General features: G+C 64.0%; 20 protein-coding genes. 13 read left to right on the top strand and 7 right to left on the bottom strand.

Annotation, left to right across the window (positions count from 1 at the left end):
* Window positions 1-157 precede the first annotated feature (157 nt).
* The gene (locus tag KHO53_RS23470) at window positions 158-1,117 is read left to right on the top strand and encodes a site-specific integrase (protein ID WP_010220464.1); all 960 of its coding nucleotides are present in this window, start codon (window positions 158-160) and stop codon (window positions 1,115-1,117) included.
* A gap of 23 nt (window positions 1,118-1,140) precedes the next feature.
* Here the strand turns inward: KHO53_RS23470 and KHO53_RS23465 are convergent, their stop codons facing one another.
* Complete coding sequence (locus tag KHO53_RS23465; protein ID WP_100783265.1) at window positions 1,141-2,304, bottom strand: glycerate kinase; 1,164 nt, start codon at window positions 2,302-2,304, stop codon at window positions 1,141-1,143.
* 110 nt (window positions 2,305-2,414) lie between these two features.
* Window positions 2,415-3,515: a sugar diacid recognition domain-containing protein gene (locus KHO53_RS23460; protein WP_213570982.1), complete on the bottom strand. Its 1,101-nt coding sequence runs from the start codon at window positions 3,513-3,515 to the stop codon at window positions 2,415-2,417.
* Between the two features lie 161 nt (window positions 3,516-3,676).
* On the opposite strand from KHO53_RS23460, the gene KHO53_RS23455 reads away from it, so the two are divergent.
* Both KHO53_RS23455 and KHO53_RS23450 read left to right on the top strand, forming a co-directional pair.
* Window positions 3,677-5,011, top strand: coding sequence for an MFS transporter (locus KHO53_RS23455; RefSeq protein ID WP_036995653.1), 1,335 nt, complete (start codon window positions 3,677-3,679; stop codon window positions 5,009-5,011).
* A 143-nt stretch (window positions 5,012-5,154) separates the two neighbouring features.
* Window positions 5,155-6,162, top strand: a complete 1,008-nt coding sequence (locus KHO53_RS23450; RefSeq protein ID WP_036995654.1) for an aldo/keto reductase — start codon at window positions 5,155-5,157, stop codon at window positions 6,160-6,162.
* On the opposite strand, the gene KHO53_RS23445 is transcribed toward KHO53_RS23450, so the two are convergent.
* From KHO53_RS23445 to KHO53_RS23435, 3 genes are all read right to left on the bottom strand, one after another.
* Window positions 6,140-8,719, bottom strand: coding sequence for a hybrid sensor histidine kinase/response regulator (locus KHO53_RS23445; protein ID WP_213570980.1), 2,580 nt, complete (start codon window positions 8,717-8,719; stop codon window positions 6,140-6,142). The two genes, KHO53_RS23450 and KHO53_RS23445, sit on opposite strands and share 23 nt — an antisense overlap.
* Entirely contained in the window at window positions 8,649-9,812 is a 1,164-nt protein-coding gene (gene nosP, locus KHO53_RS23440) for a nitric oxide-sensing protein NosP (RefSeq protein WP_010220471.1), read from the bottom strand. The genes KHO53_RS23445 and nosP overlap by 71 nt, the downstream gene beginning before the upstream one ends.
* Before the next feature lie 226 nt (window positions 9,813-10,038).
* On the bottom strand, window positions 10,039-11,220 hold the full coding sequence (locus KHO53_RS23435) for a porin (protein ID WP_010226532.1): 1,182 nt from the start codon (window positions 11,218-11,220) through the stop codon (window positions 10,039-10,041).
* 351 nt (window positions 11,221-11,571) lie between these two features.
* Between KHO53_RS23435 and KHO53_RS23430 the strand changes: the two genes are divergently transcribed.
* Both KHO53_RS23430 and KHO53_RS23425 read left to right on the top strand, forming a co-directional pair.
* Window positions 11,572-12,642, top strand: coding sequence for an enoyl-CoA hydratase/isomerase family protein (locus tag KHO53_RS23430; RefSeq protein WP_036995660.1), 1,071 nt, complete (start codon window positions 11,572-11,574; stop codon window positions 12,640-12,642).
* 16 nt (window positions 12,643-12,658) lie between these two features.
* On the top strand, window positions 12,659-13,810 hold the full coding sequence (locus KHO53_RS23425) for an acyl-CoA dehydrogenase family protein (RefSeq protein ID WP_159388637.1): 1,152 nt from the start codon (window positions 12,659-12,661) through the stop codon (window positions 13,808-13,810).
* Between the two features lie 84 nt (window positions 13,811-13,894).
* On the opposite strand, the gene pedF is transcribed toward KHO53_RS23425, so the two are convergent.
* A complete protein-coding gene (gene pedF / locus KHO53_RS23420) occupies window positions 13,895-14,332 on the bottom strand; it encodes a cytochrome c-550 PedF (protein ID WP_010226528.1) in 438 nt (145 codons plus the stop codon).
* A 260-nt stretch (window positions 14,333-14,592) separates the two neighbouring features.
* Between pedF and exaA the strand changes: the two genes are divergently transcribed.
* Together exaA and KHO53_RS23410 are read left to right on the top strand one after the other, a co-directional pair.
* Window positions 14,593-16,464, top strand: a complete 1,872-nt coding sequence (gene exaA, locus KHO53_RS23415; protein WP_026001516.1) for a quinoprotein ethanol dehydrogenase — start codon at window positions 14,593-14,595, stop codon at window positions 16,462-16,464.
* A 111-nt stretch (window positions 16,465-16,575) separates the two neighbouring features.
* Complete coding sequence (locus KHO53_RS23410; RefSeq protein ID WP_213570978.1) at window positions 16,576-17,214, top strand: pentapeptide repeat-containing protein; 639 nt, start codon at window positions 16,576-16,578, stop codon at window positions 17,212-17,214.
* On the opposite strand, the gene KHO53_RS23405 is transcribed toward KHO53_RS23410, so the two are convergent.
* Window positions 17,211-17,837, bottom strand: coding sequence for a response regulator transcription factor (locus KHO53_RS23405; protein ID WP_010226522.1), 627 nt, complete (start codon window positions 17,835-17,837; stop codon window positions 17,211-17,213). The two genes, KHO53_RS23410 and KHO53_RS23405, sit on opposite strands and share 4 nt — an antisense overlap.
* A gap of 162 nt (window positions 17,838-17,999) precedes the next feature.
* On the opposite strand from KHO53_RS23405, the gene KHO53_RS23400 reads away from it, so the two are divergent.
* The 6 genes from KHO53_RS23400 (at window position 18,000) to KHO53_RS23375 (ending at window position 24,693) form a co-directional block, all read left to right on the top strand.
* The gene (locus KHO53_RS23400; protein ID WP_213570975.1) at window positions 18,000-18,665 is read left to right on the top strand and encodes a response regulator transcription factor; all 666 of its coding nucleotides are present in this window, start codon (window positions 18,000-18,002) and stop codon (window positions 18,663-18,665) included.
* Between the two features lie 548 nt (window positions 18,666-19,213).
* A complete protein-coding gene (locus KHO53_RS23395) occupies window positions 19,214-20,275 on the top strand; it encodes a 3-deoxy-7-phosphoheptulonate synthase (protein ID WP_100783269.1) in 1,062 nt (353 codons plus the stop codon).
* A gap of 111 nt (window positions 20,276-20,386) precedes the next feature.
* Window positions 20,387-20,668, top strand: a complete 282-nt coding sequence (locus tag KHO53_RS23390; RefSeq protein ID WP_010226518.1) for a peptidylprolyl isomerase — start codon at window positions 20,387-20,389, stop codon at window positions 20,666-20,668.
* Window positions 20,669-20,762: 94 nt separating this feature from the next.
* Window positions 20,763-22,616 carry an extracellular solute-binding protein gene (locus tag KHO53_RS23385; RefSeq protein ID WP_213570973.1) on the top strand — a complete coding sequence of 618 codons (1,854 nt, stop codon included), beginning with the start codon at window positions 20,763-20,765 and terminating at the stop codon, window positions 22,614-22,616.
* Window positions 22,613-23,671 (top strand): microcin C ABC transporter permease YejB, encoded by a 1,059-nt coding sequence (locus KHO53_RS23380; protein ID WP_213570971.1) that lies wholly within the window; start codon window positions 22,613-22,615, stop codon window positions 23,669-23,671. The genes KHO53_RS23385 and KHO53_RS23380 overlap by 4 nt, the downstream gene beginning before the upstream one ends.
* A complete protein-coding gene (locus KHO53_RS23375) occupies window positions 23,671-24,693 on the top strand; it encodes an ABC transporter permease (RefSeq protein WP_159388635.1) in 1,023 nt (340 codons plus the stop codon). The genes KHO53_RS23380 and KHO53_RS23375 overlap by 1 nt, the downstream gene beginning before the upstream one ends.
* The last annotated feature ends 2 nt before the right edge of the window (window positions 24,694-24,695 follow it).

The raw sequence follows: 24,695 nt of genomic DNA, 5'->3' as shown, positions 1-24,695 counted from the left end.
CTGTGATACGTACCATGTATTTACATACTATCTCATCACCTGCCTCTGCGCTTGATGAACCTGCTACTGAGATAAAATAATCACGGCTTATCGCATCTAAGGCGCTAAAATGCCGAGTAAAAGTGCCCGGGCGGTACGACAGGCGAGGAACCAGGCGATGAATACGATCGAGCGCTATCTGCAGGCGGCGGTGCGCGACAACACCCGGCGCAGCTATCAGGCGGCGGTGGAGCACTTCGAAGTGAGCTGGGGCGGTTTTTTGCCGGCCACCGCAGACAGCATCGCCCGCTACCTGGCCGACCACGCCCAGAGCCATTCGATCAGCACCCTCAAGCAGCGCCTGGCAGCGCTGGGCCAATGGCATGTCAGCCAGGGGTTTCCCGACCCGACCAAGGCACCGCTGGTGCGGCAGATGCTCAAGGGCATTCGCACCCTGCATCCGGCAGAGCCCAGGCAAGCCGCACCGCTGCTCATACAGCATCTGCAAACCGCGGTTGCGGTACTGGAAGGCGAAGCGACCCAGGCCCGCGCCCGGCACGATTTGCCTGCGCTACTGCGCGCCAGCCGTGACAAGGCCTTGCTGTTGATCGGTTTCTGGCGAGGATTTCGCGGTGATGAACTGGCGCGCCTGCAGGTCGAGCATATCCAGGCGCAGGCGGGCGTCGGCATGACGATCTTTCTGCCGCGCAGCAAGGGCGACCGCCAGGCGCTCGGCGTGCGGCACCGGGCACCGGCGCTCAAGGTCCTGTGCCCGGTGCAGGCTTACCTGCAGTGGATCGAAGTGGCGGGCATTGCCCACGGGCCGGTGTTTCGCAAGCTCGACCGCTGGGGCAACCTCGGCGAACAGGCCCTCAACAGCAACAGCTTGATCGCTTTGCTGCGACGCATCCTTGAGCGCGCAGGTGTTCCGGCAGCTTTATATACCGGTCACTCGCTACGCCGCGGGTTTGCCACCTGGGCCAGCAGCAATGGCTGGGAGCTCAAGGCGCTGATGAGCTATGTCGGCTGGAAGGATGCCAAGTCGGCGCTGCGCTATATCGATGCCTCGGTGTCGTTTGGCGAGCTGGCGCTGCTCGAAGGTGGCAGCACCGCTGGGCTACTGACGGATCAGGCTTAAAACAGAGAGTGAAGGTGCTGGCCTCATCGCGGGTCAAGCCCGCTCGCACAGGTCTTGCGGGCGCAATTCCACAGGCGGGCAATGTCGCGGGCCCGCGCCTGGAGCAAGGCTGGTGCATTGGCACAGGCCGCCTCCAGGGTCATCGGCCCGCTGGTCAAGGCAAATGCGGCGTCGATGCCGTGGGCGTACAGCTGTTCGTAGCCATCCCCCAGCGTGCCGGCGATCACCACCACCGGCACGGCGTGGCGCCGCGCCACCCGGGCCACGCCGAACGGCGTCTTGCCGCGCAGGGTTTGCGCGTCGAAACGGCCTTCGCCGGTAATCACCAGGTCAGCCCCCTGCACCGCCGCCTCCAGCCCGGCCAGTTCCGCCACGACCTCGATCCCCGGGCGGAAGGCGGCCTGCATGAACGCCTTGGCGGCAAAGCCCATGCCGCCGGCCGCGCCACATCCGGGAAAATCCCGCACGTCGGTGCCCAGCAGTTGTGCGCAGTGATCGGCAAAGTGCCCAAGGGCCTGGTCCAGGGCTTCTACCTGCTCGGGGCTTGCGCCCTTTTGCGGGCCGAAAATCGCTGACGCGCCATTGCTGCCACACAGCGGGTTGTCAACGTCCGCGGCGACTTCCAGCTGTACATCAGCCAGACGCGAGTCCAGCGCGCTGGCGTCGATCCGGGCAAGCCGAGCCAAGGCCAGGCCGCCGTCGGCCAGCGGCTGATGATCAGCATCGAACAACCGCAGGCCCAGCGCACGCAGCATGCCGCTGCCGGCGTCATTGGTCGCACTGCCGCCGATGGCCAGGATGATCCGCCGGGCACCGGCATCCAGTGCCGCGCTGATCAGCTGGCCGGTGCCGAAGGTGCTGCTGCGGCACGCATCGCGCTGATCGAGGCGAAGCAGTTGCAAGCCGCTGGCGGTGGCCATTTCGATGATCGCCGTGTGGCTCTCGGCCAGCCAGCCCCAGCCCGCCTCCACCGGCTCACCCAGCGGCCCGCGCACCTGCAGGCTGCGCAACTCGCCAGCACAGGCGGCAACGATGGCCTCCATGCTGCCCTCACCGCCGTCGGCCATCGGGCACTGGACCAGTTGCGCCTGCGGCAATACCTGGGCAATACCTGCGGCAATGGCCGCAGCCACACCTTCAGCGCTGAGGCTGTCCTTGAACGAGTCGGGGGCGATGACGATTTTCATGGGGGTCTCCTGATCCAGATGCCTGCATGCTGACAGCTGGGCCTTCATCGGGCGTCGGTCGAATGCACAAAAACCGCCGCGCTTTGTTTGGCACTTGGCCAAAGCCGGTGTCAGCTACCGGCCGGCAGCAACTGCAAGCCCAGGTACAAGCTGAGCATCCCTTCCAGCCGCAACGGGTCGACCTCGCTCAGCTCGGCGATGCGTTCCAGGCGGTAGCGCAGGCTGTTGCGGTGAATGCCCAGGGCGTCGGCACAGGCCTGGCTCTGGCCATCATGGGCGCACCAGGCGCGCAGGGTGGCCAGCAACTGGCCGCTGTTGTCCTTGGCGCGGATGCGCTGCAGCGGTTCGAGCACTTCGTCCAGGGCGTCATCGTTGCGGTGGCGCCACAGCAGGGCCGGCAGCCGATAGCGGCTCAGGGTCAGCACGCGCTCCGCCGGCAGCACTTCACGCCCATAGGCCAGCAGATCACGCACCCGGCGGTAGCCGCGGCGCAATTGCTCCAGGCTTTGCGTCGCCGTCCCAGCGGCCAGGCCCTGGACCTGCCAGCCGTGACGCTGCAGCCGCTCAAGCAATTTCAACTCATCCAGGGCGACGCTGGCGGGCCGGCACCATAACAGCGATTGGCGTGCCGGGCTGACGCACCAGCTGTCTGGATAGCGGCTCATCAACCAGCTGGCCAGCGCTTCAGCGGGAGGCCCGGCATCCAGTTCGAACAGGCAGGGAATGCGCGGCAACTGCGGCTTGAGCCCGAGCTGCCGGGCTTCATCGACCAAGCGCGGCGAGTCGCCAGAGCCTCCCAGCAACAAGGCCAGCAAGTCATCACAACGTTGCCGCCGCCACTGTTGCTCGACCTGCAGATGACGCTGGGCCAGGAGCATTTCGGCGGTCATGCGCACCAACTCGCCATAGGTACGCAACTGCTGCGGATCACCGGTCAGGCCAAGTACGCCGATCAGCCGCCCGTCGAGAAACAGCGGCAGGTTGACCCCGGGCTGCACGCCCTTCAGGCACTTGGCCGCGTCCACGTCGAGCTCGACGATACGGCCGTTGGCCAACACCAGCTGCGCACCCTCATGGCGGGTGTTGATGCGCTCCGGTTCGCCGCTGCCCAGGATCAGGCCCTGGCTGTCCATGACGTTGACGTTGCACGGCAGGATCGCCATCGCCCGCTCGACGATGTCTTGTGCCAGGTCATGGTCCAGTTCGAACATGGGAGGATCCTTGTTGTCGCAATGATTGGTCCGGGGCACAGCAGGCCAGGCGAAATGCTGTGCAAAAGCACAAAGACAGCCACGGCCCGCTCACCGAGACTCGTCGCAGCAGCCGCCTTGACGCAGGTTGCGGCGATAAACATAACAACAGAGAGAGAATCATGTCATACAGCCCTGCCCCTGACCAAGGCCAAGACGTCACCCGCAATGCGCTGTATCGGCGCATTACCCTGCGGCTGATTCCGTTCATCTTCATCTGCTACCTGTTCAACTATCTGGACCGGGTCAACGTCGGCTTCGCCAAGCTGCAGATGCTCGATGCACTCACGTTCAGCGAAACCATCTACGGCCTGGGTGCCGGGATCTTCTTCATCGGCTACGTACTGTGCGGCCTGCCCAGCAACCTGGCACTCAATCGCTTCGGCCCACGGCGCTGGATCGCGCTGATGATGATCGCCTGGGGCACGCTGTCGACCTGCCTGCTGTTCGTCACCACGCCGATGGAGTTCTATGTGCTGCGCCTGTTTACCGGCGCTGCCGAAGCGGGCTTCTTCCCCGGCATCGTGCTGTACCTTTCGCGCTGGTTCCCGGCGGCCCGTCGCGGGCGGATCATGGCCCTGTTCATGTCGGCGATCCCGGTATCCGGGCTGCTCGGCGGGCCGTTCTCGGGCTGGATTCTCAATCACTTCGCCGCCGGTCAGCATGGCCTGGCCGGCTGGCAGTGGATGTTCCTGATCCAGGGCCTGCCCACCGTGCTGCTGGGCTTTCTGGCGATTTTCCTGCTCAGCGATGGCTACGCCAAAGCTACGTGGCTGAGCCCGGCCGAGCGCCAGATGATCGAGGCCGACCTCAAGGCCGATGCCGCCAGCAAGCCGGTGACGAGCAGCGACAGCCTGCTGTCGGTGTTCGCCAATCCGCTGATCTGGACCTTCGGTTTCGTCTACTTCTGCATCCAGAGCGGCGTCTACGCGATCAACTTCTGGCTGCCGTCGATCATCAAGAACCTGGGCTTCAGTGATGCCTTGCTGATCGGCTGGCTGAGTGCGATCCCCTACCTGCTGGCCGGGGTGTTCATGCTGCTGGTCGGACGTTCGGCAGACCTGCGCAACGAGCGGCGCTGGCATTTGGTGGTGCCGATGCTGATGGGGGCACTGGGGCTGCTGATCGCAGTGAACTTCGCTCACAGCCCGGTGATCGCCATTATCGGCTTGAGCATCGCCACCATGGGCGCCCTCACCGGCCTGCCGATGTTCTGGCCGATGCCGACCGCCCTGCTCAGCGCCGGCACTGCCGTGGCGGGCCTGGCGATCATCAACTCGGTCGGGCAGATGGCCGGCTTTCTCAGCCCCTACCTGGTCGGGTTCATCAAGGACCAGACCGGCTCCACCGATGCCGCGCTGTATTCGCTGGCGGGGTTGATTGTGTTTGGCAGCCTGGTGGCGTTGCGGGTTTCGCGGGTGCGGGCTTCCGGGACGGTGGCTGAGCCGGCGAACTGATCAACTGCGCGGCGCTGCTATCGCTGGCAAGCCAGCTCCCACAGGTTCCGGTGATGTGGGAGCTGGCTTGCCAGCGATGCTTTTAATCCCTCGGCGAACTGTGTAAAACAGATCGAATTCCAACCGCGAAGGGACTTTCGATCATGATCTACCGTCCTCTGGGCCACAGCGGCCTGCAGGTGTCAGCGCTGACCCTGGGCAGCATGATGTTCGGCGAGCCGACCAGCACCGAAGACTCGCTGCGTATCATCGACAAGGCCTGGGACCAGGGCATCAACTTCATCGATACCGCCGACGTGTACAACGCCGGGCGTAGCGAAGAAATCGTCGGCGAGGCCATCGCCCGCAACCGCCAGGGCTGGATCCTCGCCTCCAAGGTCGGCTTCGGCCCCGCCGAGGGCCTGCCCAACCGCAGCGGCCTGAACCGCAAGCATATTTTCAATGCCATCGACGCCAGCCTGACCCGGCTGGGCACCGATTACCTGGACATCTATTACCTGCACCGCGAAGACCATAGCACCCCGCTGGAGGTCAGCGTCAGCGCCATCGGCGACCTGCTGCGCCAGGGCAAGATCCGCCACTGGGGCGTGTCCAACTTCCGTGGCTGGCGCATCGCCGAAATCTGTAACCTGGCCGAGCGCCTGGGCGTGGCCAAGCCTGTGGTCAGCCAGCCGCTGTACAACATCGTCAACCGCCAGGCCGAGCCCGAGCAGCTCACCGCCGCCGCTTACCATGGCCTGGGCATCGTGCCGTTCAGCCCGTTGGCCCGTGGCGTGCTCAGCGGCAAGTACAGCCCCAATTCCAACCCCGATGCCAACAGCCGCGCCGGGCGCCAGGACAAGCGCATCCTGGAGACCGAATGGCGGCCCGAATCGCTGGAAATCGCCCAGAAGATCCAGGCCTATACCCAGGCCAAGGGCATCGGCATGGTCGAGTTCGCGATTGCCTGGGTGCTCAACAACCAGCTGATCAGCTCGGCCATTGTCGGCCCGCGCACCGAAGCCCAGTGGGACACCTACAGCGGCGCCCTGGCGGTGAAGATCACGGCTGAAGACGAAGCCTTCATCGATTCGCTGGTCACTCCGGGCCACGCCTCGACCCACGGCTACAACGATGCCGCGCACTTCGTCAGCGGGCGCCTGGCGCGCTAAGTTCGCTGCCGAGCAGGTGGCTGATGGCAGCCTTGAGCCTCATCGGCCGCACCGGCTTGTGCATCAGGGTGTGGCCCTGCTCGCGCACTTGCTGCTTGAGCTCGTTGCTGTAGTTGGCGGTGATCATCAACGCGGCCAGCGGCACACGCCGTTGGGCGTTGATCGCCGCCACCGCATCGACGCCATTGCGGCCGTTGTCCAGGTGATAGTCGGCGATCAACAGGTCGGCGTCGGCGCGGTCGGTCGCCACCTGACGCGCCAGGTCCTGTTCGCTCAAGGCAGTTACCACCTCGCACCCCCACTGCTCCAGCAAGGTGCGCATCCCCGCACAGATCGCCGCGTCGTTATCCAGCACCCAGATGCGTGCACCCTCCAGGCGTTCGCGCAGCGGCTCACTGAGGTCAGGCTCCACCGCTCTTTGCGGTGCCCGTTGGCTTTGCGGTACGCCAATGGCAAACACCGAGCCCTTGCCGGGCACTGAACGCAACTGCAGGCGATGACCGAGAATACCGGCGATTTTGTCGACGATCGCCAGGCCAAGCCCCAATCCGCGATCCTGGTCCGGACGCTGGATATCACCACGCTTGAACTCCTGGAAGACTTCCTCACGGCGGTCCTCGGCGATACCGATGCCGGTGTCCCAGACTTCGATCCACAGCGTCGCGCCACGACGCCGGCAACCAAGCAGCACGCGTCCACGCGGAGTATAGCGAATGGCATTGCTGAGCAGGTTGCGCAGGATCCGCGCCAACAACTGGATATCGCTGTGCACGCTCAGGCGGCACGGCACGTAGTCCAGGCGCAGGCCTTCACTGGCGGCGGCATGGGCATATTCGGCGGCGAGGTTGTCGAGCAGGTCACTGACCGCGAAAGTCGCAAGGTCCGCCTTGATCACCCCGGCATCGAGCTTGGAGATGTCCACCAGGGTGCCCAGCAGGTTCTCGACATCATCCAGCGAGTTGCTGACGTTGCGCACCAGCGCCGGGTTGGCGCTGCTTTGTTCGAGCAAAGCGCTGGTGAACAGCCGCGCGGCGTTCAAGGGTTGCAGCAGGTCATGGCTGACGGCGGCGAGAAACTTGGTCTTCGACAGGTTGGCCTGCTCGGCCTCCTGTTTAGCCTTGCTCAGTTCGGCGGTGCGTTCACGCACTCGCACTTCGAGGTTCTGGTAAGCCTGGTGCAAGGCCACGGCGGTGCGCCGGCGCTCGGTAATGTCGCGGATCAGCACGAAGATCCCGACCACCTCGCCATTGGCCAGGCGATTGGGCACGTAGGAGCGCAGCATGTAGCGTTCCTGGCCGTTGACATGGGTTTCGGCGCATTCGAACGTCACGCTTTCGCCGGCCAGGGCCCGCTGGATGTAGCCCTCCAGGCGCTGATAGTGCTCCGGGCTGTGCACCTCGCGCAGGCTCTGCCCAAGCATCACCCCCGGCGGCCAGCAGTACCACTGCTCGTACACCTTGTTGGTGAACTCGTAGACCAGCTCGGCATTGAGGTAAGCGATCAAGGCCGGAACATGGTCGGTGATCAGGCGGATCCAGCGCTCGCTTTCGCTCAGCGCTTGCGCGTGCTGGTAACGCTCGGTGATGTCGGTGAAGGTGTTGACGAAGCCGCCGGTGGGCAGCGGGTGGGTGCGGATCTCGAGCATGCGGCCATCGAACAGGCGTTGTTCCCGTTCATGCACGCAACGGCCATTGCCGTCGCGACTGGCCGGGGTCAGCAGGGCCAATTCGCTGTCGGCGATCACCTCGGCAAAACTGCGGTGCGCAGCGATTGGCGCCAGGCCGCTGAGCTCGAGAAAGCGCCGGTTCCACAGTTCCAGCACGCCATCGGCATTGACCATGGCCACGCCCTGGGAAAGGTTGTCGACCGCCCGTTGCAGCAAATAGGATTTCTGCGCCACCGCCTGCTCACGGCGCCGGGTTTCGCTGTGCTTGACCTCGGTGATATCGGTGAACAGCATCACCCGCCCGCCGTCGCGGGTCGCCCGCTCGCTGACCTGCAGCCAGCGTCCGCCTTGCAATCGGTACAGCAGGTGATCGTCATTGGCGCCGCGTTGCTCTTCGCTGAACAGGCCGCTGCTGTGCATCAGGCGCTTGACCTCGGCCAGGCGCATGCCGCTGATGATGCGGATACGGCTGCCTGCCCAGAACGCCTTGAAGCGGCTGTTGAACAGCACGATGCGCAAGTCCGGATCGAACAGCACGAAAGCGTCGGAAATACTCTCTATGGCATCGACCAGGTACTGGTGAGCGGTCTCGGCGCGCAAGCGCGCATCGCTGAGCAGGTGGTTGCTGGCCTTGAGTTCGACCAGGGTCTGGTTCAGGGCATCGGTGCGTTCACGCACCTGTTCGGCCAGCACCACCGAATGCTGAAACGCCGCATAGGAATCGTCCGGCCGCGCCGCCCCCGACTCCAGGCGTTCGATCAGTGCGGCGTTGATCCGCAGCAGCTTATGGTTGGCCCGCTGCAGCTCGGCCAAGCGCAGGTCACTGCTGTCGCTGGCCACGGGGCCGTCCGATGGCAACGCCGGTGAAGGTCTGGTTGATGTGCATGCCATTGAACTGTTCTCCATAGGAGTTAAAGCCCAGCACCCGCTGGCGGCGCAGGAAACTGCCGACTTCGGCCAGGCTGTCGCTGCCTTCCAGCTCCAGGCGGCGCAGGAAGCAATCGCAGCCGATGGCCAGCAACAGCGGCCCGAGGCGCTCACGCAGCCCGTCGAACAGGCCTTCAAGGTTGGGCAACAAGGGGCCGGGACGCATGGCGGTGAGGACGATGCCGTTCTCTACCGCGCAGTAGAAGCTCAGGCTCAGGTCCTCGTGGACCTGCTGAATGGCACGTACGTAGTAGCGCTCGTTGATGCGCACCGCCAACGGGTGGGCGGCGAAGGTACGGTGGTTGATCTGGCTGACCGGCACACCGATCAGTTGCGCGTATTCCAGCGCGGCAGGCTCGGCATTGAGCTCGTAGACCCGGCGCAGGTTGCGGTCGGCGCGGGTGACCACCAGTTTCTCCGTGCGAGGTTCGATGTGATGGGTGGTGAACACCTCGAAGTCCAGCCAGGTATTGACCAGCAACACCACGGCGGCGCCGCTGCGAAAAGCACCGTCGAAATAGACGTGGGTGTGGTTGAGGTAATTGTCATCGCCTGCCGAGCCGCCAAAATGCGGAATATCGCCCAGCGCCGCACTGAGCGCCGCCAGGACCATCTCCTCGCGGCTGGACAAGCCGTCGAGCAAGGTCAGGGCAAAGCTGTGGCCCTTGATCGGTGCCAGGGTATTGCTGCGGCACTCGCCCACCAGCCGCTCGACCGTGGCTTGTGCCTGGATCAGGCTGAACGCCGGCATGGCGTCGATGAGTCCGGCGGCAATCGAGAACTGGCGGTGATCGAAGCCCAGGGCGGTGATGCAGCCCCGGCCATAGCCGTCGGGGGTCAGTTCGCCGGCGCTGGTGCAACCGGCCAGGCGAATGCCGCCAAAGCTCTGTTGCAGCGCCTGGGCCAGGGCCGGCAGATCGTACTCGGCGGAGCAGAAGAACAGCACGAAGCCCAGGTGCGGGTGCAGCAGCTGGCTGGCCAGCTCCTGGGCGGCGAGCTCGGCGGCGCTGGCCCGCGACACGGCACTGATCACCCCCTCGGCTTGAAACTGCTGCATGGCTGCCTCCTGGGTGGGCATTGATGGATGCAGGCAGTTTATGGAGGCTCGGGAGCGGGCCGAATGCTACTTGGGTACTGGGTGTGGGTGGCATTGGTTGTAGAACGGAACCTGTGGGAGCTGGCTTGCCATGCACATAACGCGGCGCCTGGATTACGACCGCTGCGCGCTCGATCGCCGGCAAGTCCGGCTCCCACAGGATTGGCAGTGCTCCCAGGCCTTGTGTTTACCAGGTCAGCACCGCCCCCACGGCAAAGGTATCGGTATCCTCGTTCTGCGCATCGCCCTCATGCCCGTCGATCTCGAACTGGTTGTACTCGGCCACCAGCTTGAGGTTGTCGTTGATGTCATGAAACAGCGCGATACCGCGGGTTTCATAATCGGCGCCGGTGTTCACTGCGCCGTTGCCGTCATCCTTGGTCTTGCCGTAGGACAGCGCCACACGGTTCTTGCCGACCTTGTACGAGCCCTGCAGCAAATAACCCTTGCTGTCGACTTCACGCAACGTGGCCTCACCGGCGTTGTTGGTGAAAAACGGGTTGATGCCCTTGGCGGTAAAACCCGAGCCGGTCAGGGAAAAGCCACCCACCTTGGCCTGCACGCCATAGCCCAGGCCTTTGGAGGTGACCGAATCAACCCGGCTGTCGGTGTTGTCCGAGGTCTGGTAGGTGCCGTTGAGCCAGCTGTAGAGCTGCACCCCGCCCAGGTCGAACTGGTAGGTGATCTCGCTCTCGGTACGCGGGTTTTCCTGGTAGGCCTTGCCCACCGCGCTGTCGTCGTTGGTATCGACCGGGTCCATGATCCCCACGGCAATGCGCAGGCCTTCCATCACCGGTGTGCGGTAAGTGATCTGCGAGGTCGGGAACGGGTACGGGTAACCGCTGCCGATGTTGCCGAACGACACGCCGCCGCCATCGACCAGGCCCAGGGTGTCACTGACCTGGCCATAACCTGCGAGCAGCTCATCAAGGAGGATGTTGGAGCGGGCGAACAGGCCGAAGTCCTTGCCGATCAGCACCTCGCCCCACTCGGGGTTGGCCACGGTGCCGTAGAACTGGCGCACGTCGATGGCGGTGTCGGTGCCGTTGGTTTCGCTGTCATTGATGGTCACCCAGAACGAGGCGCGGCCACCGAGCTTGAGGTCATCCACCTGGCGGGTCATGTTGAAGCCCAGGTAGTTGGGCAAAAAGCCCATTTTCACCCGCGACTGTCGACGGTCGTACTGCTCCCCCGCCCGATCGACGTCGCTGTTGACGTAGAAGGCGTTGATATAGCCGTCGGTGGAAAAGGTCGTCTGCTCCTTGTCGTAGAGCATGATTTCGGCATCGGCCAAGGGGCTCAGACTCAAGGCGACAAGGCTGGTCAGCAAGGGCAGGAAACGGCGATTGGCATTGTTATTGTTGTGCATGGCGCTCTCCGCAAACGGGGGGACGAATGTCGGAGGCGATTATCGAAACCCTCGCCAGGCAGCCATACGCTGCCTTGGCACCGGCCGGGTGCTGCTTTGGCGGCGCGGGCCTGGCTCCCCGCAGGCGGAACTACTCCTCTGGCCTAAGCCCTTGCCCACCGGTGCCACAAGGCTAAAGTGGCAAGACCCGGTGCGTTAGGCGCAATCGGCCATGCAAAAATGCAGACTCAGCCTGCAGATTTACGGATTGTATTGGGCAATTTTGCACTGATAGGATCCTTCGATCCTCTAGCGCCTATCCAGACCGTGTTAAAACACGTGGAAAATCAATAACAAAGCAGGGAGACAGCGATGACCGCGCACGCTCAAGCGCCAACCGACGCCCATGTACTGGCCGAGGTTCGCAACCATATCGGTCACTTGACCCTCAACCGCCCCGCCGGCCTCAACGCCCTGACCCTGGACATGGTGCGCAGCCTGCAACGCCACTTGGATGCCTGGGCCAGTGACCCGCAGGTGCAGGCCGTGGTGCTGCGTGGCGAAGGCCCGAAAGGTTTCTGCGCCGGCGGCGACATCCGTTCGCTGTACGACAGCTACAAGGCCGGCGACAGCCTGCACCGGGATTTCTTCGTCGAGGAATACGCCCTCGACCTGTGCATCCACCATTACCACAAGCCGATCCTCGCCTTGATGGACGGCTTCACCCTCGGCGGCGGCATGGGCCTGGCCCAGGGGGCCGATCTGCGCGTGGTCACCGAGCGCAGCCGCCTGGCCATGCCGGAAACCGCCATCGGCTACTTCCCGGATGTCGGCGGCAGTTATTTTCTTTCGCGCATTCCTGGCGAGCTGGGCACCTACCTGGGGGTCAGCGGCGTACAGGTGCAGGCGGCCGATGCGCTGTACTGCGGCCTGGCCGACTGGTACCTGGACAGCAGCAAGCTGGCCAGCCTCGATGAACGCCTCGACACCCTGAGCTTTGGCGAACACCCGCTCAAGGACCTGCAAAGCGTGCTGGCCAAGCTTGGCACCCAGGTGCTCGAAGACGCGCCATTGGCCAGGTTGCGCCCGGCCATCGATCACTTCTTCGCCCTGGCCGATGTCGGCAGTATCGTAGAGCAATTGCGGGCAGTCACCGTGGCCGACAGCCACGAATGGGCGGTGAAAACCGCCGACCTGCTGGAAAGCCGCTCGCCTTTGGCCATGGCCGTGACCCTGGAGATGCTGCGCCGTGGCCGCCACCTGGGCCTGGAAGACTGCTTCGCCATGGAACTGCACCTGGACCGCCAGTGGTTCGAGCATGGCGACCTGATCGAAGGCGTGCGCGCACTGATCATCGACAAGGACAAGCAGCCACGCTGGAACCCCACCACCCTCGCCGGCCTCAACCGCCAGCGCGTGGATCAATTCTTCGAAGGCCTGTGAGGCCTGGAGTACGCAGATGCAAGACCTGGAACTGACTGAAGAACAGATCATGATCCGCGACATGGCTCGGGATTTCGCCCGCGGCGAGATCGCCCCCCATGCCCAGGCCTGGGAAAAGGCCGGCTGGATCGATGATGGCGTGGTGCAGAAGATGGGCGAGCTGGGCCTGCTCGGCATGGTCGTGCCCGAGCAATGGGGCGGCAGCTACACCGACTATGTCGCCTACGCCCTGGCGGTCGAGGAGATCGCCGCCGGCGATGGCGCCACCGGCGCACTGATGAGCATCCACAACTCGGTGGGCTGCGGCCCCCTGCTCGCCTACGGCAGCGCCGAGCAGCAACAGACCTGGCTCGAACGCCTGGCCAGCGGGCAAGTGATCGGTTGCTTCTGCCTGACCGAACCGCAGGCCGGCTCCGAGGCCCACAACCTGCGCACCCGCGCCGAACTGCAGGGCGATCACTGGGTGATCAATGGCGCCAAGCAGTTCGTCAGCAATGCCCGCCGCGCCGGGCTTGCCATCGTCTTCGCGGTGACCGACCCGGAGCTGGGCAAAAAAGGCATCTCAGCGTTTCTGGTGCCCACCGATAACGAAGGCTTCGTGGTCGATCGCAGCGAACACAAGATGGGCATCCGCGCCTCCGACACCTGCGCGGTAACCCTGAACAACTGCCGTATCCCCGCCACCAATATGCTCGGCGAACGCGGCAAGGGCCTGGCCATTGCCCTGTCCAACCTCGAAGGCGGCCGTATCGGCATTGCCGCCCAGGCCCTGGGCATTGCCCGCGCGGCGTTCGAGGCGGCGCTGCTGTACTCACGCGATCGCATCCAGTTCGGCAAGCCGATCAACGAGCACCAGAGCATCGCCAACCTGCTGGCCGACATGCAGGTGCAGATCAACGCCGCGCGGCTGTTGATCCTCCACGCCGCGCGCCTGCGCAGCGCCGGCAAGCCGTGCCTGAGCGAGGCTTCACAGGCCAAGCTGTTCGCTTCGGAGATGGCCGAGCGGGTGTGTTCCAAGGCGATTCAGGTACACGGTGGCTATGGGTATCTGGAGGATTATCCGGTCGAGCGCTATTACCGCGATGCGCGCATTACCCAGATCTACGAAGGCTCCAGCGAGATTCAGCGCATGCTGATTGCGCGGGAGTTGAAGCACTACACCCTGTAATCACGACCTACTGTAGGAGCGGGCTTGTCCCGCGATAGCGATTCAACAGTGATATCGCATCGCGGGACAAGCCCGCTCCTGCAGTCACTCTTCGACATGCACGCTGTCGAGGTAGCTGCGCACCGCCCATAGTGCTTCCTGGCTCAGGTAGTCGGCCATCTTCGGCATGTACACCCGGCCATCGCGTACCGCGCCGTTGCGCACCCGCTCGACGAACCACTCATCACCGGCAGCGCCTTCGTCAAGCAAGCGCAAATCCGGGGCGATGCCACCGGACTTGGCCTCCAGGCCGTGGCAGGCGGCGCAGTTCTGGTTATAGGCCGAAGCGCCGATCGACACCGCCTCGTCATGGTCCTTGCTGTTGCGGTAAGGGTTTTCTGCGCGCCACTGATCACCGAGCTTTTCCAGGTTACCGGTATTGACCGCGGTCGGCGTGACGTTGCCATGGGCGAAAGCCCCGGCGCTGCTCATCAGGCCGACACCGACGATCAGGCTCAACCAGGCGTGTTTTGCTGTTTTCATTGTTCTGCCCTCGACTGCTGTTTGCACGCAAGAACCTCTCGGCTGAAAGGTTGTGCCGGCATCTTAGGAAGGCCCTGGCAAGGGCCCCATGCTGCTTTGGTGGTCGCAGCCTCCTCCCTTGGTAGTAGCGCTTGTGGGGTAGTGCCAAATCATGCCCGGATTGGGAAGTTTTCCCGCTAAGACCGGGAGTTTTTCCGTATCGATCGCGCCCTTGGCGTTCCAGTCTATGCAGGCCAAAACCTTCATTGGGAACTCCAACCATGACAATAAGATCGTTACCCGCCGCGCTTTCTCCGCTGTCTGCCGCCGTGCACACCGTCCTCCTGCTGGGCAGCCTGGCCCTGACCCCGCATGCCCTGGCGAAACCGGTGAGCTGGGAAGACATCGCCGACGACCACAAGAGCACCAGCAACGTGCTGCAGTACGGCATGGGCACCAATGCCCAGCGCTGGAGCCCGCTGGCCCAGGTCAACGACCAGAACGTGTTCAAGCTGACCCCGGCCTGGTCGTACTCCTTTGGCGACGAGAAACAACGCGGCCAGGAGTCCCAGGCCATCGTCAATGACGGGGTGATCTACGTCACCGGCTCCTACTCGCGGGTATTTGCCCTCGATGCCAAGACCGGCAAGCGCCTGTGGACCTACAATCATCGCCTGCCGGACAACATTCGCCCGTGCTGCGACGTGGTCAACCGCGGTGCCGCCATCTATGGCGACAAGATCTACTTCGGCACCCTCGACGCCCAGGTCATTGCCCTGAACAAGGACACCGGCAAGGTGGTGTGGAAGAAGAAGTTCGGCGACCACAGCGCCGGCTACACCATGACCGGCGCCCCGACCCTGATCAAGGACCAGAAGAGCGGCAAGGTGCTGCTGATTCACGGCAGCTCCGGCGACGAGTTCGGCGTGGTCGGCCAGTTGTACGCCCGCGACCCGGAAACCGGCGACGAGGTGTGGATGCGTCCCTTCGTCGAAGGCCACATGGGCCGCCTGAACGGCAAGGACAGCACCCCCACCGGCGACGTCAAGGCACCGTCCTGGCCGAACGACCCGAGCACCGAGTCCGGCAAGGTCGAGGCCTGGAGCCATGGCGGCGGCGCCCCGTGGCAGAGCGCAAGCTTCGATGCCGAGACCAACACCATCATTGTCGGCGCCGGCAACCCGGGCCCCTGGAACACCTGGGCGCGCACGTCCAAAGACGGCAACCCGCACGACTACGACAGCCTTTACACCTCCGGCCAGGTCGGCGTCGACCCGAGCACCGGCGAGGTCAAATGGTTCTACCAGCACACGCCCAATGACGCCTGGGACTTCTCCGGCAACAATGAACTGGTGCTGTTCGACTACAAGGACAAGGACGGCAAGCAGTACAAGGCCACCGCCCATGCCGACCGCAACGGCTTCTTCTACGTGGTCGACCGCACCAACGGCAAGCTGAAGAACGCCTTCCCGTTCGCCGACAACATCACCTGGGCCAGCCATATCGACCTCAAGACCGGCCGCCCGGTAGAAAACCCCGGCCAGCGCCCGGCCAAGCCCGAGCCAGGGCAGACCAAGGGCAAGCCGGTGGAAGTGTCGCCGCCGTTCCTCGGAGGCAAGAACTGGAACCCCATGGCCTACAGCCAGGACACCGGCCTGTTCTATGTGCCGTCGAACCAATGGAAAGAGGAATACTGGACCGAGGAGGTCAACTACAAGAAGGGCTCGGCCTACCTGGGCATGGGTTTTCGCATCAAGCGCATGTACGAGGACCACGTCGGCTCGCTGCGCGCCATGGACCCGACCACCGGCAAGATGGTCTGGGAGCACAAGGAACGCCTGCCGCTGTGGGCCGGGGTACTGGCGACCAAGGGCAACCTGGTGTTCACCGGTACCGGTGACGGCTACTTCAAGGCCTTCAATGCCAAGACCGGGGAGGAGCTGTGGAAATTCCAGACCGGCAGCGGCATCGTCTCGCCGCCGATCACCTGGGAACAAGACGGTGAGCAATACATCGGCGTGACCGTCGGCTACGGCGGCGCGGTGCCGTTGTGGGGCGGCGACATGGCCGAGCTGACCAAGCCGGTGGCCCAGGGTGGCTCGTTCTGGGTGTTCAAGATCCCCGCCTGGGACACCAAGACGGCCCAGCGCTGATTTGACGCCCTCTCGCCGGCAAGGCCGGCTCCCACAGTGGATCGGTGCATACCAAACCCTGTGGGAGCTGGCTTGCCAGCGATTGCTATCGCCCAGCCCCAGGAGATCCCCATGAAATACCTCCCGCTACTGCTCACCCTGGCCTGCACCCCTGCCCTCGCCGACGACGACACGCCCTTGACCATCAACGGCTGCACCATCGCCCAGGAAAGCCAATGCCCCAATGCCAACCTGCGCAATGCCGACCTCAGCAACCAGGACCTGCGCAAGATGAACCTGGCCGGTGCCGACCTGCGCGGGGCGAACCTGCGCCATGCGCGCCTGGACCTGTCCAACCTGGAAAAAGCCCAATTGCAAGGCGCCAACCTCACCCGCGCGAGCCTGCAGCAAAGCAACCTGCGCCTGGCCGACCTGCGCGACGCCAAGCTGGTTGCGGTACAGGCCTGGGGCATGTTCGCCCAGGGCGCCAACTTCGAGAACGCCGACTTGAGCGCCGCCTACCTGGAATTCGCCCGCCTCTCCGGGGCCAAACTGCACCGCAGCAAGCTGCAGGCCGCCGACCTGGAAATGACCTGGTTGAGCAAGGCCGACCTCAAGGGCGCCAACCTTGCCGATGCCAACCTGCAAGAAGCCAAGTTCGGCGAAAGCAATCTGGAGCAGGCCGACCTGCGCGGCAGCCGCCAGCATTACGCCAACTTTCAGGACAGCAACATGGAAGGTTGCCAGGGTTGCCCGAAAACCTGGGACTAAGCGGCGATACGCAGCAGGCCCGCCTCAATCGCCAGGTGCACCATTTCGGCGTGTGAGGCGACCTGCAATTTGCTTTTGAGCAGGGTCAGGCAGTTGGATACGGTCTTGGCGCTGATGCACAACTGCTCGGCGATCAGCCGGGTCGGCATGCCCTTGGCCAGCATCAGGAAAATTTCGGTTTCGCGCAGGCTCAAGCCTTGCAGGCGCGTACTGCCCCCCTGGCAGGCCAGGTCGGTGGCCAGCGCCTGCTCGATGTAGGCATGCCCGGACAGCACCCGGCGTACCGCTTCAAGCAACACCGCAGGCCCCGCCGCCTTGGACAGAAAGCCACAGGCGCCCGCCGCCATGGCCTGACGTACCAGGCCAAGATCACTATGCTCGCTGAAAAACAGCACGCGCAGCTGCGGCCAGCGCTGGCGCAGGCGCCGGGTGGTTTCCAGGCCGCTGATGCCGGGCAGGCCGAAGTCCATCAGCACCAGCCCCGGCAACTGCTCGCCAACCTTGTGCAGGGCCTCTTCACCACTGGCCGCTTCGATGATCGGCATGCCGTCCAGGCCCTGTTGCAGCGTAGCGGCCAGCCCCAGGCGCAGCATGGGGTGATCGTCGACCAGCAAAATGGCCATGGCGTGGTGCTCCTGCAGTTTTATCCCATGCTAGAACGCACGCCTGGGCGCTCGACTACTACTTTGGTACTGTTTTACTTGTCGATGGTCGCATTCCCAAAGCGTTGCACCTGGCCTGTAATGAAGGGGTGCAGCACAACCACAACAATAAGGTGCAAAGCCATGTACAAGATTCTGATCGCCGACGACCACCCGTTGTTTCGCGAGGCCATCCACAATGTCATCAGCGATGGCTTTCCCGGCAGCGAGGTGATGGAAACCGCCGACCTCGACAGTGCCCTGGCGATCACCGGCGATCACGATGACCTCGACCTGATCCTGCTCGACCTGAACATGCCCGGCATGCACGGCCTGGGCGGGCTGATCAACCTGCGCAACGAGGCACCGACCATCCCGGTGGTGATCGTTTCGGCCGAACAGGACAAACAGGTGGTCCTGCAGGCCATCACTTACGGCGCCGTCGGCTTTATCACCAAATCCTCGCCGCGCTCGCAGATGACCGAGGCCATCGAGCAGATCCTCAACGGCAACGTCTACCTGCCGCCAGACATCATCCGCACCCAGAAGAGCAGCCACCGGCGCAGCCAGGGCGAACACCATGGCTTTGCCCCGGAACTGCTGCAGGCCCTGACCCGCAAGCAATTGCTGGTGCTCGAACGCATGACCAAGGGCGAGTCGAACAAGCAGATCGCCTACAACCTCGACATCGCCGAAACCACGGTCAAGGCTCACGTGTCGGCGATTCTGCGCAAGCTCAATGTGCACAACCGCGTGCAGGCGATCCTCAGTGCCGGCGACATCGACTTCACCGCCTACCTGCGGCGATAGCCCTGGCATATCGCATTCATGCAAATTAGCCATTGAAACCACGGTAACGCCTGAAGTAAGCTCGGGAACATCAACTGGAGAGTCACATGTCGCACACACCCCTCACTCACGCTTGCAGCACCGGTCGCTTGTCGCGCCCTGTGGCGGCTGTCGAGTGCGCGACGGCCTCACCGGCTCGATTTTATTTTGGGTATTGGTTTAGCCACAGGCGCCGCTGATACCCACACCGGCGCCCACACTCAAGGGGCCGCCGAACACGAGAATACTCAACCCCCGGTCGGCTCCCCGACCGGGGGTTTTGCGTTTCAGGCCCCCGGCAACTAGCGAATCACATTGAGGAACAGTACATGAACTACGTCACCTACCACCCTTACCCAAGCTTTAGCGCCTGGCGATTTAGCCAATCCCGTTCGGGCCAGCCTGCCGCCTCCGATCGGTCACTTGTTGGTGGCACGCACACACATGACGCCAATCCGGCCATCTGTCGAACACCTCGATAGGGCCGACAGCGCGGGCCAGACCCCGCCATCCGCCCAGGGAACCAGAACATGCAATCGTCCAACCTCGCTCTGCCACTGTCCGAACCCACTGCTGCCAACAGCGCCGTCAGCCAACGCCTGCCGAGCCCGCTGCTGCTCAAGCAGCAAATGCCGCTTACCCCTGCCCTCACCGCCCAGGTCGAAGCCCATCGCCAGGCCGTACGTGCCATTCTCGATGGCGAAGATCAACGCCTGCTGGTGATCGTTGGCCCCTGCTCGCTCCATGACCCCCGTTCGGCCCGCGAATACGCCCAGCGCTTGGCGCGCCTGGCCATCGACGTCAGCGACCAGATGCTCCTGGTAATGCGCGCCTACGTCGAAAAGCCGCGCACCACCGTCGGCTGGAAAGGCCTGGCCTACGATCCGCACCTCGATGGCAGCGACGACATGCACGGCGGCATCGCCTTGTCCCGCGGCCTGATGCTGGCCATGCTCGAGCGCGGCCTGCCGGTTGCCACCGAGCTGCTGCAACCCATGGCCGCCGGTTACTTCGATGACCTGCTGAGCTGGGCGGCGATTGGCGCACGCACCACCGAATCGCAGATTCACCGCGAGATGGTCAGCGGCCTGGGCCTGCCGGTCGGCTTCAAGAACGGCACCGACGGCGGCGTTGGCATTGCCTGCGATGCGATCCGCAGCGCCGCGCACAGCCATCGGCATTTCGGCATGGACGTGCAAGGCTACCCGGCGATTGTCGAAACCCTGGGCAACCCTGACACCCACCTGGTGCTGCGCGGCGGCAACAAGGGCCCGAACTACGACCGCCAAAGCCTCGCCCTGGCCCGTCAGGGCCTGGCCAAGGCCGGTGTGACGCCGCGGATCATGGTCGATTGCAGCCATGCCAACAGCGGCAAGGACCCATTGCGCCAACCGGCGGTGTTCAACGAAGTACTCGAGCAGCGCCTGCAGGGCGACACCTCGCTGGTCGGCATGATGCTTGAAAGTCACTTGTTCGATGGCTGCCAGGCGCTGGGCGCGCAACCGCTCAAGTACGGTGTGTCGATTACCGATGGTTGCCTGGGCTGGGATTCGACCGAACGCTTGCTGCGTGAGGCGGCCGAGCGCTTGTGAGCCGCCCACAACGGTAGGAGCGGATTCATCCGCTCCCACTCCAGGCCGTCGGTGGTGCGGCGACACCGCATTTGCGTTAGGCTTGGGGTTTTACCCCAAGGAGCCACTCCCATGGCCAAAGCCACTGCCCGTCACATCCTGGTTGCCACCGAAGACAAGTGCAATGAACTGAAAGCCCAGATCGAAGCCGGCGCCGATTTCGCCGAGATCGCCAAGGCCAACTCCACCTGCCCGTCCAGCCGCCAGGGCGGTGACCTGGGCTCGTTCGGCCCGGGCCAGATGGTCAAGGAGTTCGATACCGTGGTGTTCAGCGCACCGGTCAACACCGTGCAAGGCCCGGTGAAGACCCAGTTCGGTTATCACCTGCTGGAAGTGACCAGCCGTCAGGACTGATCGCTGCTGTACAAACCGGCCCCCCAGGGCCGGTTTGTTTGCCCAGGTGACCTGCTAAGCTTCAGCCACAGTCGTGGTTCAGGTGGTCAGGCGCATGCGAATTGCTCCCTTCCCCTTGCTGTTGTTGATCTTCGGCCTGGCCCTTGCCTGGTCGTGCGCTGCCATGTCAGCCCCTGGTCACGCCTTGACCGTCTATGATGAAGCGCCACGCTACCCGGCTGGCTTCCAGCACTTCAGCTACGCCAACCCCGACGCGCCCAAAGGCGGCAGCCTGCGCCGCTCGGCCATCGAGATCGGCCAGTTCGACCACCTCATTCCCTATATCGACAAGGGCATCGGCGTTGCCGAGGTCGATGGTTGGCTGTACTCGCCGCTGGCCGTGCGCTCGCAGGACGAGCCCTACACGGTGTATGGGCTGGTGGCGCAAAAGCTTGAGCGCGATCCCGACGGGCACTGGCTGCGCTTCTATCTTGACCCTCGAGCGCGCTTTGCCGATGGCCAGCCGATCCGCGCCGAGGATGTGCGCTACACCTTCGAGCTGTTCATGCGTGCGGGCAATCTCAGGTACCGTACCCAGTTCGCCGACGTTGATGGGGTCAAGGTAGAAAACCCGCGGCAGATCATCTTCCACTTCAAAAGCAACCAGAACCGTACCCTGGCCCTGGACCTGGCGACCTTGCCGGTACTGCCCGAGCACTGGTGGAAAGACCGCGACTTTGCCAATGGCGCAGGCTTCGAAGCACCGCTGGGCAGCGGCCCGTACAAGGTCGGCCGGGTCGACAACGGCCGCAGCATCACCTTCGAGCGCGACAAAAGCTGGTGGGCCCGCGACCTGCCGGTCAACCGCGGCCGCTACAACTTCGACCAGTTGCGCATCGAGTACTTCGGCGACACCGAGGTGGCGCGTCAGGTGCTGCGCGGCGGCGGTTTCGATTACAACCGCGAGTTCTCCGCCACCGCCTATACCCTCGGCTACGCCAGCCCGGCGCTGGACGATGGCCGCCTGCAGCGCGCGCACCTGGCCAAGGATGCACCGCAGGCCGCCCAGGGTTTTGTCTTCAACCTGCAGCGGCCGGTGTTCAAGGACCGTCGGGTGCGTCAGGCGCTGGCCCTGCTGTGGGACTTCGAGTGGAGCAACCGGCAGATGATGCGCAACCTGTACATTCGCCAGCAGAGCTTTTTCGCCAACAGTGACCTGGCGGCGCGCAGCGTGCCCGATGTGCAGGAGCTCAAGTTGCTCGAACCGTTGCGCGGGCAGGTGCCCGACGAGGTCTTCAACCAGGTGTTCGAAGCGCCGCGCACCGACGGCTCGGGGCTGATTCGCGACAAGCAACTGCAAGCGCTGGCACTGCTCGAGGCGGCTGGCTGGAAACCCCAGGGCGATCAACTGGTCAACGCCCAGGGTGAACCGCTGACGTTCACCTTTCTCAATGGCCAGGCCGGTTTCGAACGCCTGCTGCTGCCGTGGAAGCGCAACCTGGCGCAGATCGGCATCACCCTGGAAATCCGCCGTATCGACGCCTCGCAGTACGTCAACCGCCTGATGGCCCGCGACTATGACCTGATCGTCAGCGGCTATCCGGTATCACCGTCGCCCGGGCTTGAGCTGTACAACTATTTTGGCTCGGCGGCGGCCAGCGACCCTGGCTCGAACAACTACATGGTCTTGCAGGACCCGGCCGTGGACCGTCTGCTCGACGGCCTGGTCAAGGCGGCGAGCAAGGCTGACATGCTGCGTCATGCCCATGCCCTGGACCGGGTGCTGAGCTGGAACTACTACTGGATTCCCAACTATTACCCACCTGGCTCATCCACCGTCTGGTGGAACCGCTTCGGCCTGCCCGAGGTGCAGCCGAGCTACGACGAAGGCCTGGACAGCTGGTGGGAAGTCAGCCCGACGCCGCTGACCAACGCACAGATGGCCGAGCGCCTGGGGAGCCCGCCGTGATCGGCTACATCCTGCGCCGTCTGCTGCTGATCATCCCGACCTTGTTGATCATCCTGCTGGTCAATTTCGTCATCGTCCAGGCCGCGCCGGGCGGCCCGGTCGAGCAGGCGGTTGCACGCCTGCAGGGGATCGGCGGCGGTGCGCCCGGGGCCAGCGCCGAAACCCTGCACACCAGCTCACGCGCCAGCCGCGGCCTGGACCCCAAACTGCTGGAAGACATCAAGCGCCAGTACAGCTTCGACAAGTCGGCGCCCGAGCGCTTATGGCTGATGCTCACGCAATACGCCCGGCTGGACTTCGGCGCCAGCTTCTTTCGCGGTGCCAAGGTCACCGATCTGATTCTGGAGAAGATGCCGGTGACCTTGTCGCTGGGCTTCTGGGCCACCCTGATCACCTACCTGGTGTCGATCCCCTTGGGGATTCGCAAAGCGGTGCGCCACGGCAGCGCCTTCGATGCCTGGAGCAGCAGCCTGATCGTCATCGGCTACGCCCTGCCCTCGTTCCTGTTCGCCCTGCTGCTGATCGTGCTGTTCGCTGGCGGCACTTCGCTGAACTGGTTTCCGGTGCGCGGGCTGGTCTCGGAAGACTTCGACCAGCTCAGCCTGCTGGGCAAGCTCGCCGACTACTTCTGGCACCTGGTGCTGCCGGTCGGCGCGCTGGTGATCGGCGGCTTTGCCACCCTGACCCTGCTGACCAAGAACGCCTTTCTCAACGAGATCACCCGCCAATACGTGATCACCGCACGGGCCAAGGGCCTGAGCGAGCAGCGAGTGCTGTACGGGCACGTGTTTCGCAATGCCATCCTGCTGGTGGTGGCCGGCATCCCCCAGGCCCTGATCAGCGTGTTCTTTGCCGGCTCCCTGCTGATCGAGGTGATCTTCTCCCTCGATGGCCTGGGGCGCATGAGCTACGAGGCGGCGGTGTCGCGGGATTATCCGGTGGTGTTCGGTTCACTGTTCATCTTCACCCTGTTTGGCCTGCTGGTACGGCTGATCGGTGACCTGTGCTACACCCTGGTCGACCCGCGTATCGATTTTGCCACGAGGGCACGCTGATGCTTCGCCTGTCGCCGGTTTCACTCAGGCGCCTGCAGCGTTTTCGGCGCAACCGTCGCGGCTGGATTTCGTTGTGGCTGTTCGGCCTGCTGTTGCTGGTGAGCCTGGGGGCCGAGCTGGTGGCCAACGACAAGCCGTTGCTGCTGGGTTATCAGGGGCAGCTGTATTTCCCGGCGTTCAAGCGCTATACCGAGCAACAGTTTGGCGGTCAGTTGCCGTTCCAGGCGGATTACCGCAGCCAATACGTACGCCAACTGATCGAGGGCCAGAACGGCTGGATGCTGTTTGCACCGGTGCCCTTTAGCGCCGATACGCCGAACTACGATTTGCTGGTGCCCACGCCCAGCCCGCCGTCCACGGTCAATTGGCTGGGCACCGACGACCAGGCCCGGGATGTGCTGGCGCGAGTACTGTATGGCACCCGGGTGTCGATTCTGTTTGCCCTGGCGCTGACCGCCATCAGCACGCTGATCGGCATCGCCGCCGGCGCCTTGCAGGGCTATCACGGCGGTTGGGTCGACCTGATCGGCCAGCGCCTGCTGGAGGTCTGGTCGGGCCTGCCGGTGTTGTACCTGCTGATCATCCTCAGCGGTTTTGTTGAGCCGAACTTCTGGTGGTTGCTGGGGATCATGGCGCTGTTTTCCTGGCTGGCGCTGGTGGATGTGGTGCGCGCCGAGTTCCTCCGTGGGCGCAACCTCGAGTACGTGCTGGCCGCCCGCGCCCTGGGCCTGCCCGACCGCGGGGTGATCCTGCGGCACATTTTGCCCAACGCCATGAATGCCACCCTGACCTACCTGCCGTTCATTCTCACCGGTGCCATCACCACCCTCACCGCCCTGGATTTTCTCGGCTTCGGCATGCCCGCCGGCAGCGCTTCGCTGGGCGAGCTGGTCACCCAGGGCAAACAGCACCTGCAGGCCCCCTGGCTGGGCTTTACCGCGTTTTTTGCCCTGGCGCTGATCCTGTCGCTGCTGGTGTTCATTGGCGATGCCTTGCGCGAAGCCTTCGATCCACGGGCATAATC

It is taken from the genome of Pseudomonas sp. RC2C2, assembly GCF_018390435.1.
GTDB lineage: Bacteria > Pseudomonadota > Gammaproteobacteria > Pseudomonadales > Pseudomonadaceae > Aquipseudomonas > Aquipseudomonas donghuensis.
Note: the sequence above shows the minus strand (reverse complement) of the source record. Positions and strands in the feature narration are given on the sequence as shown.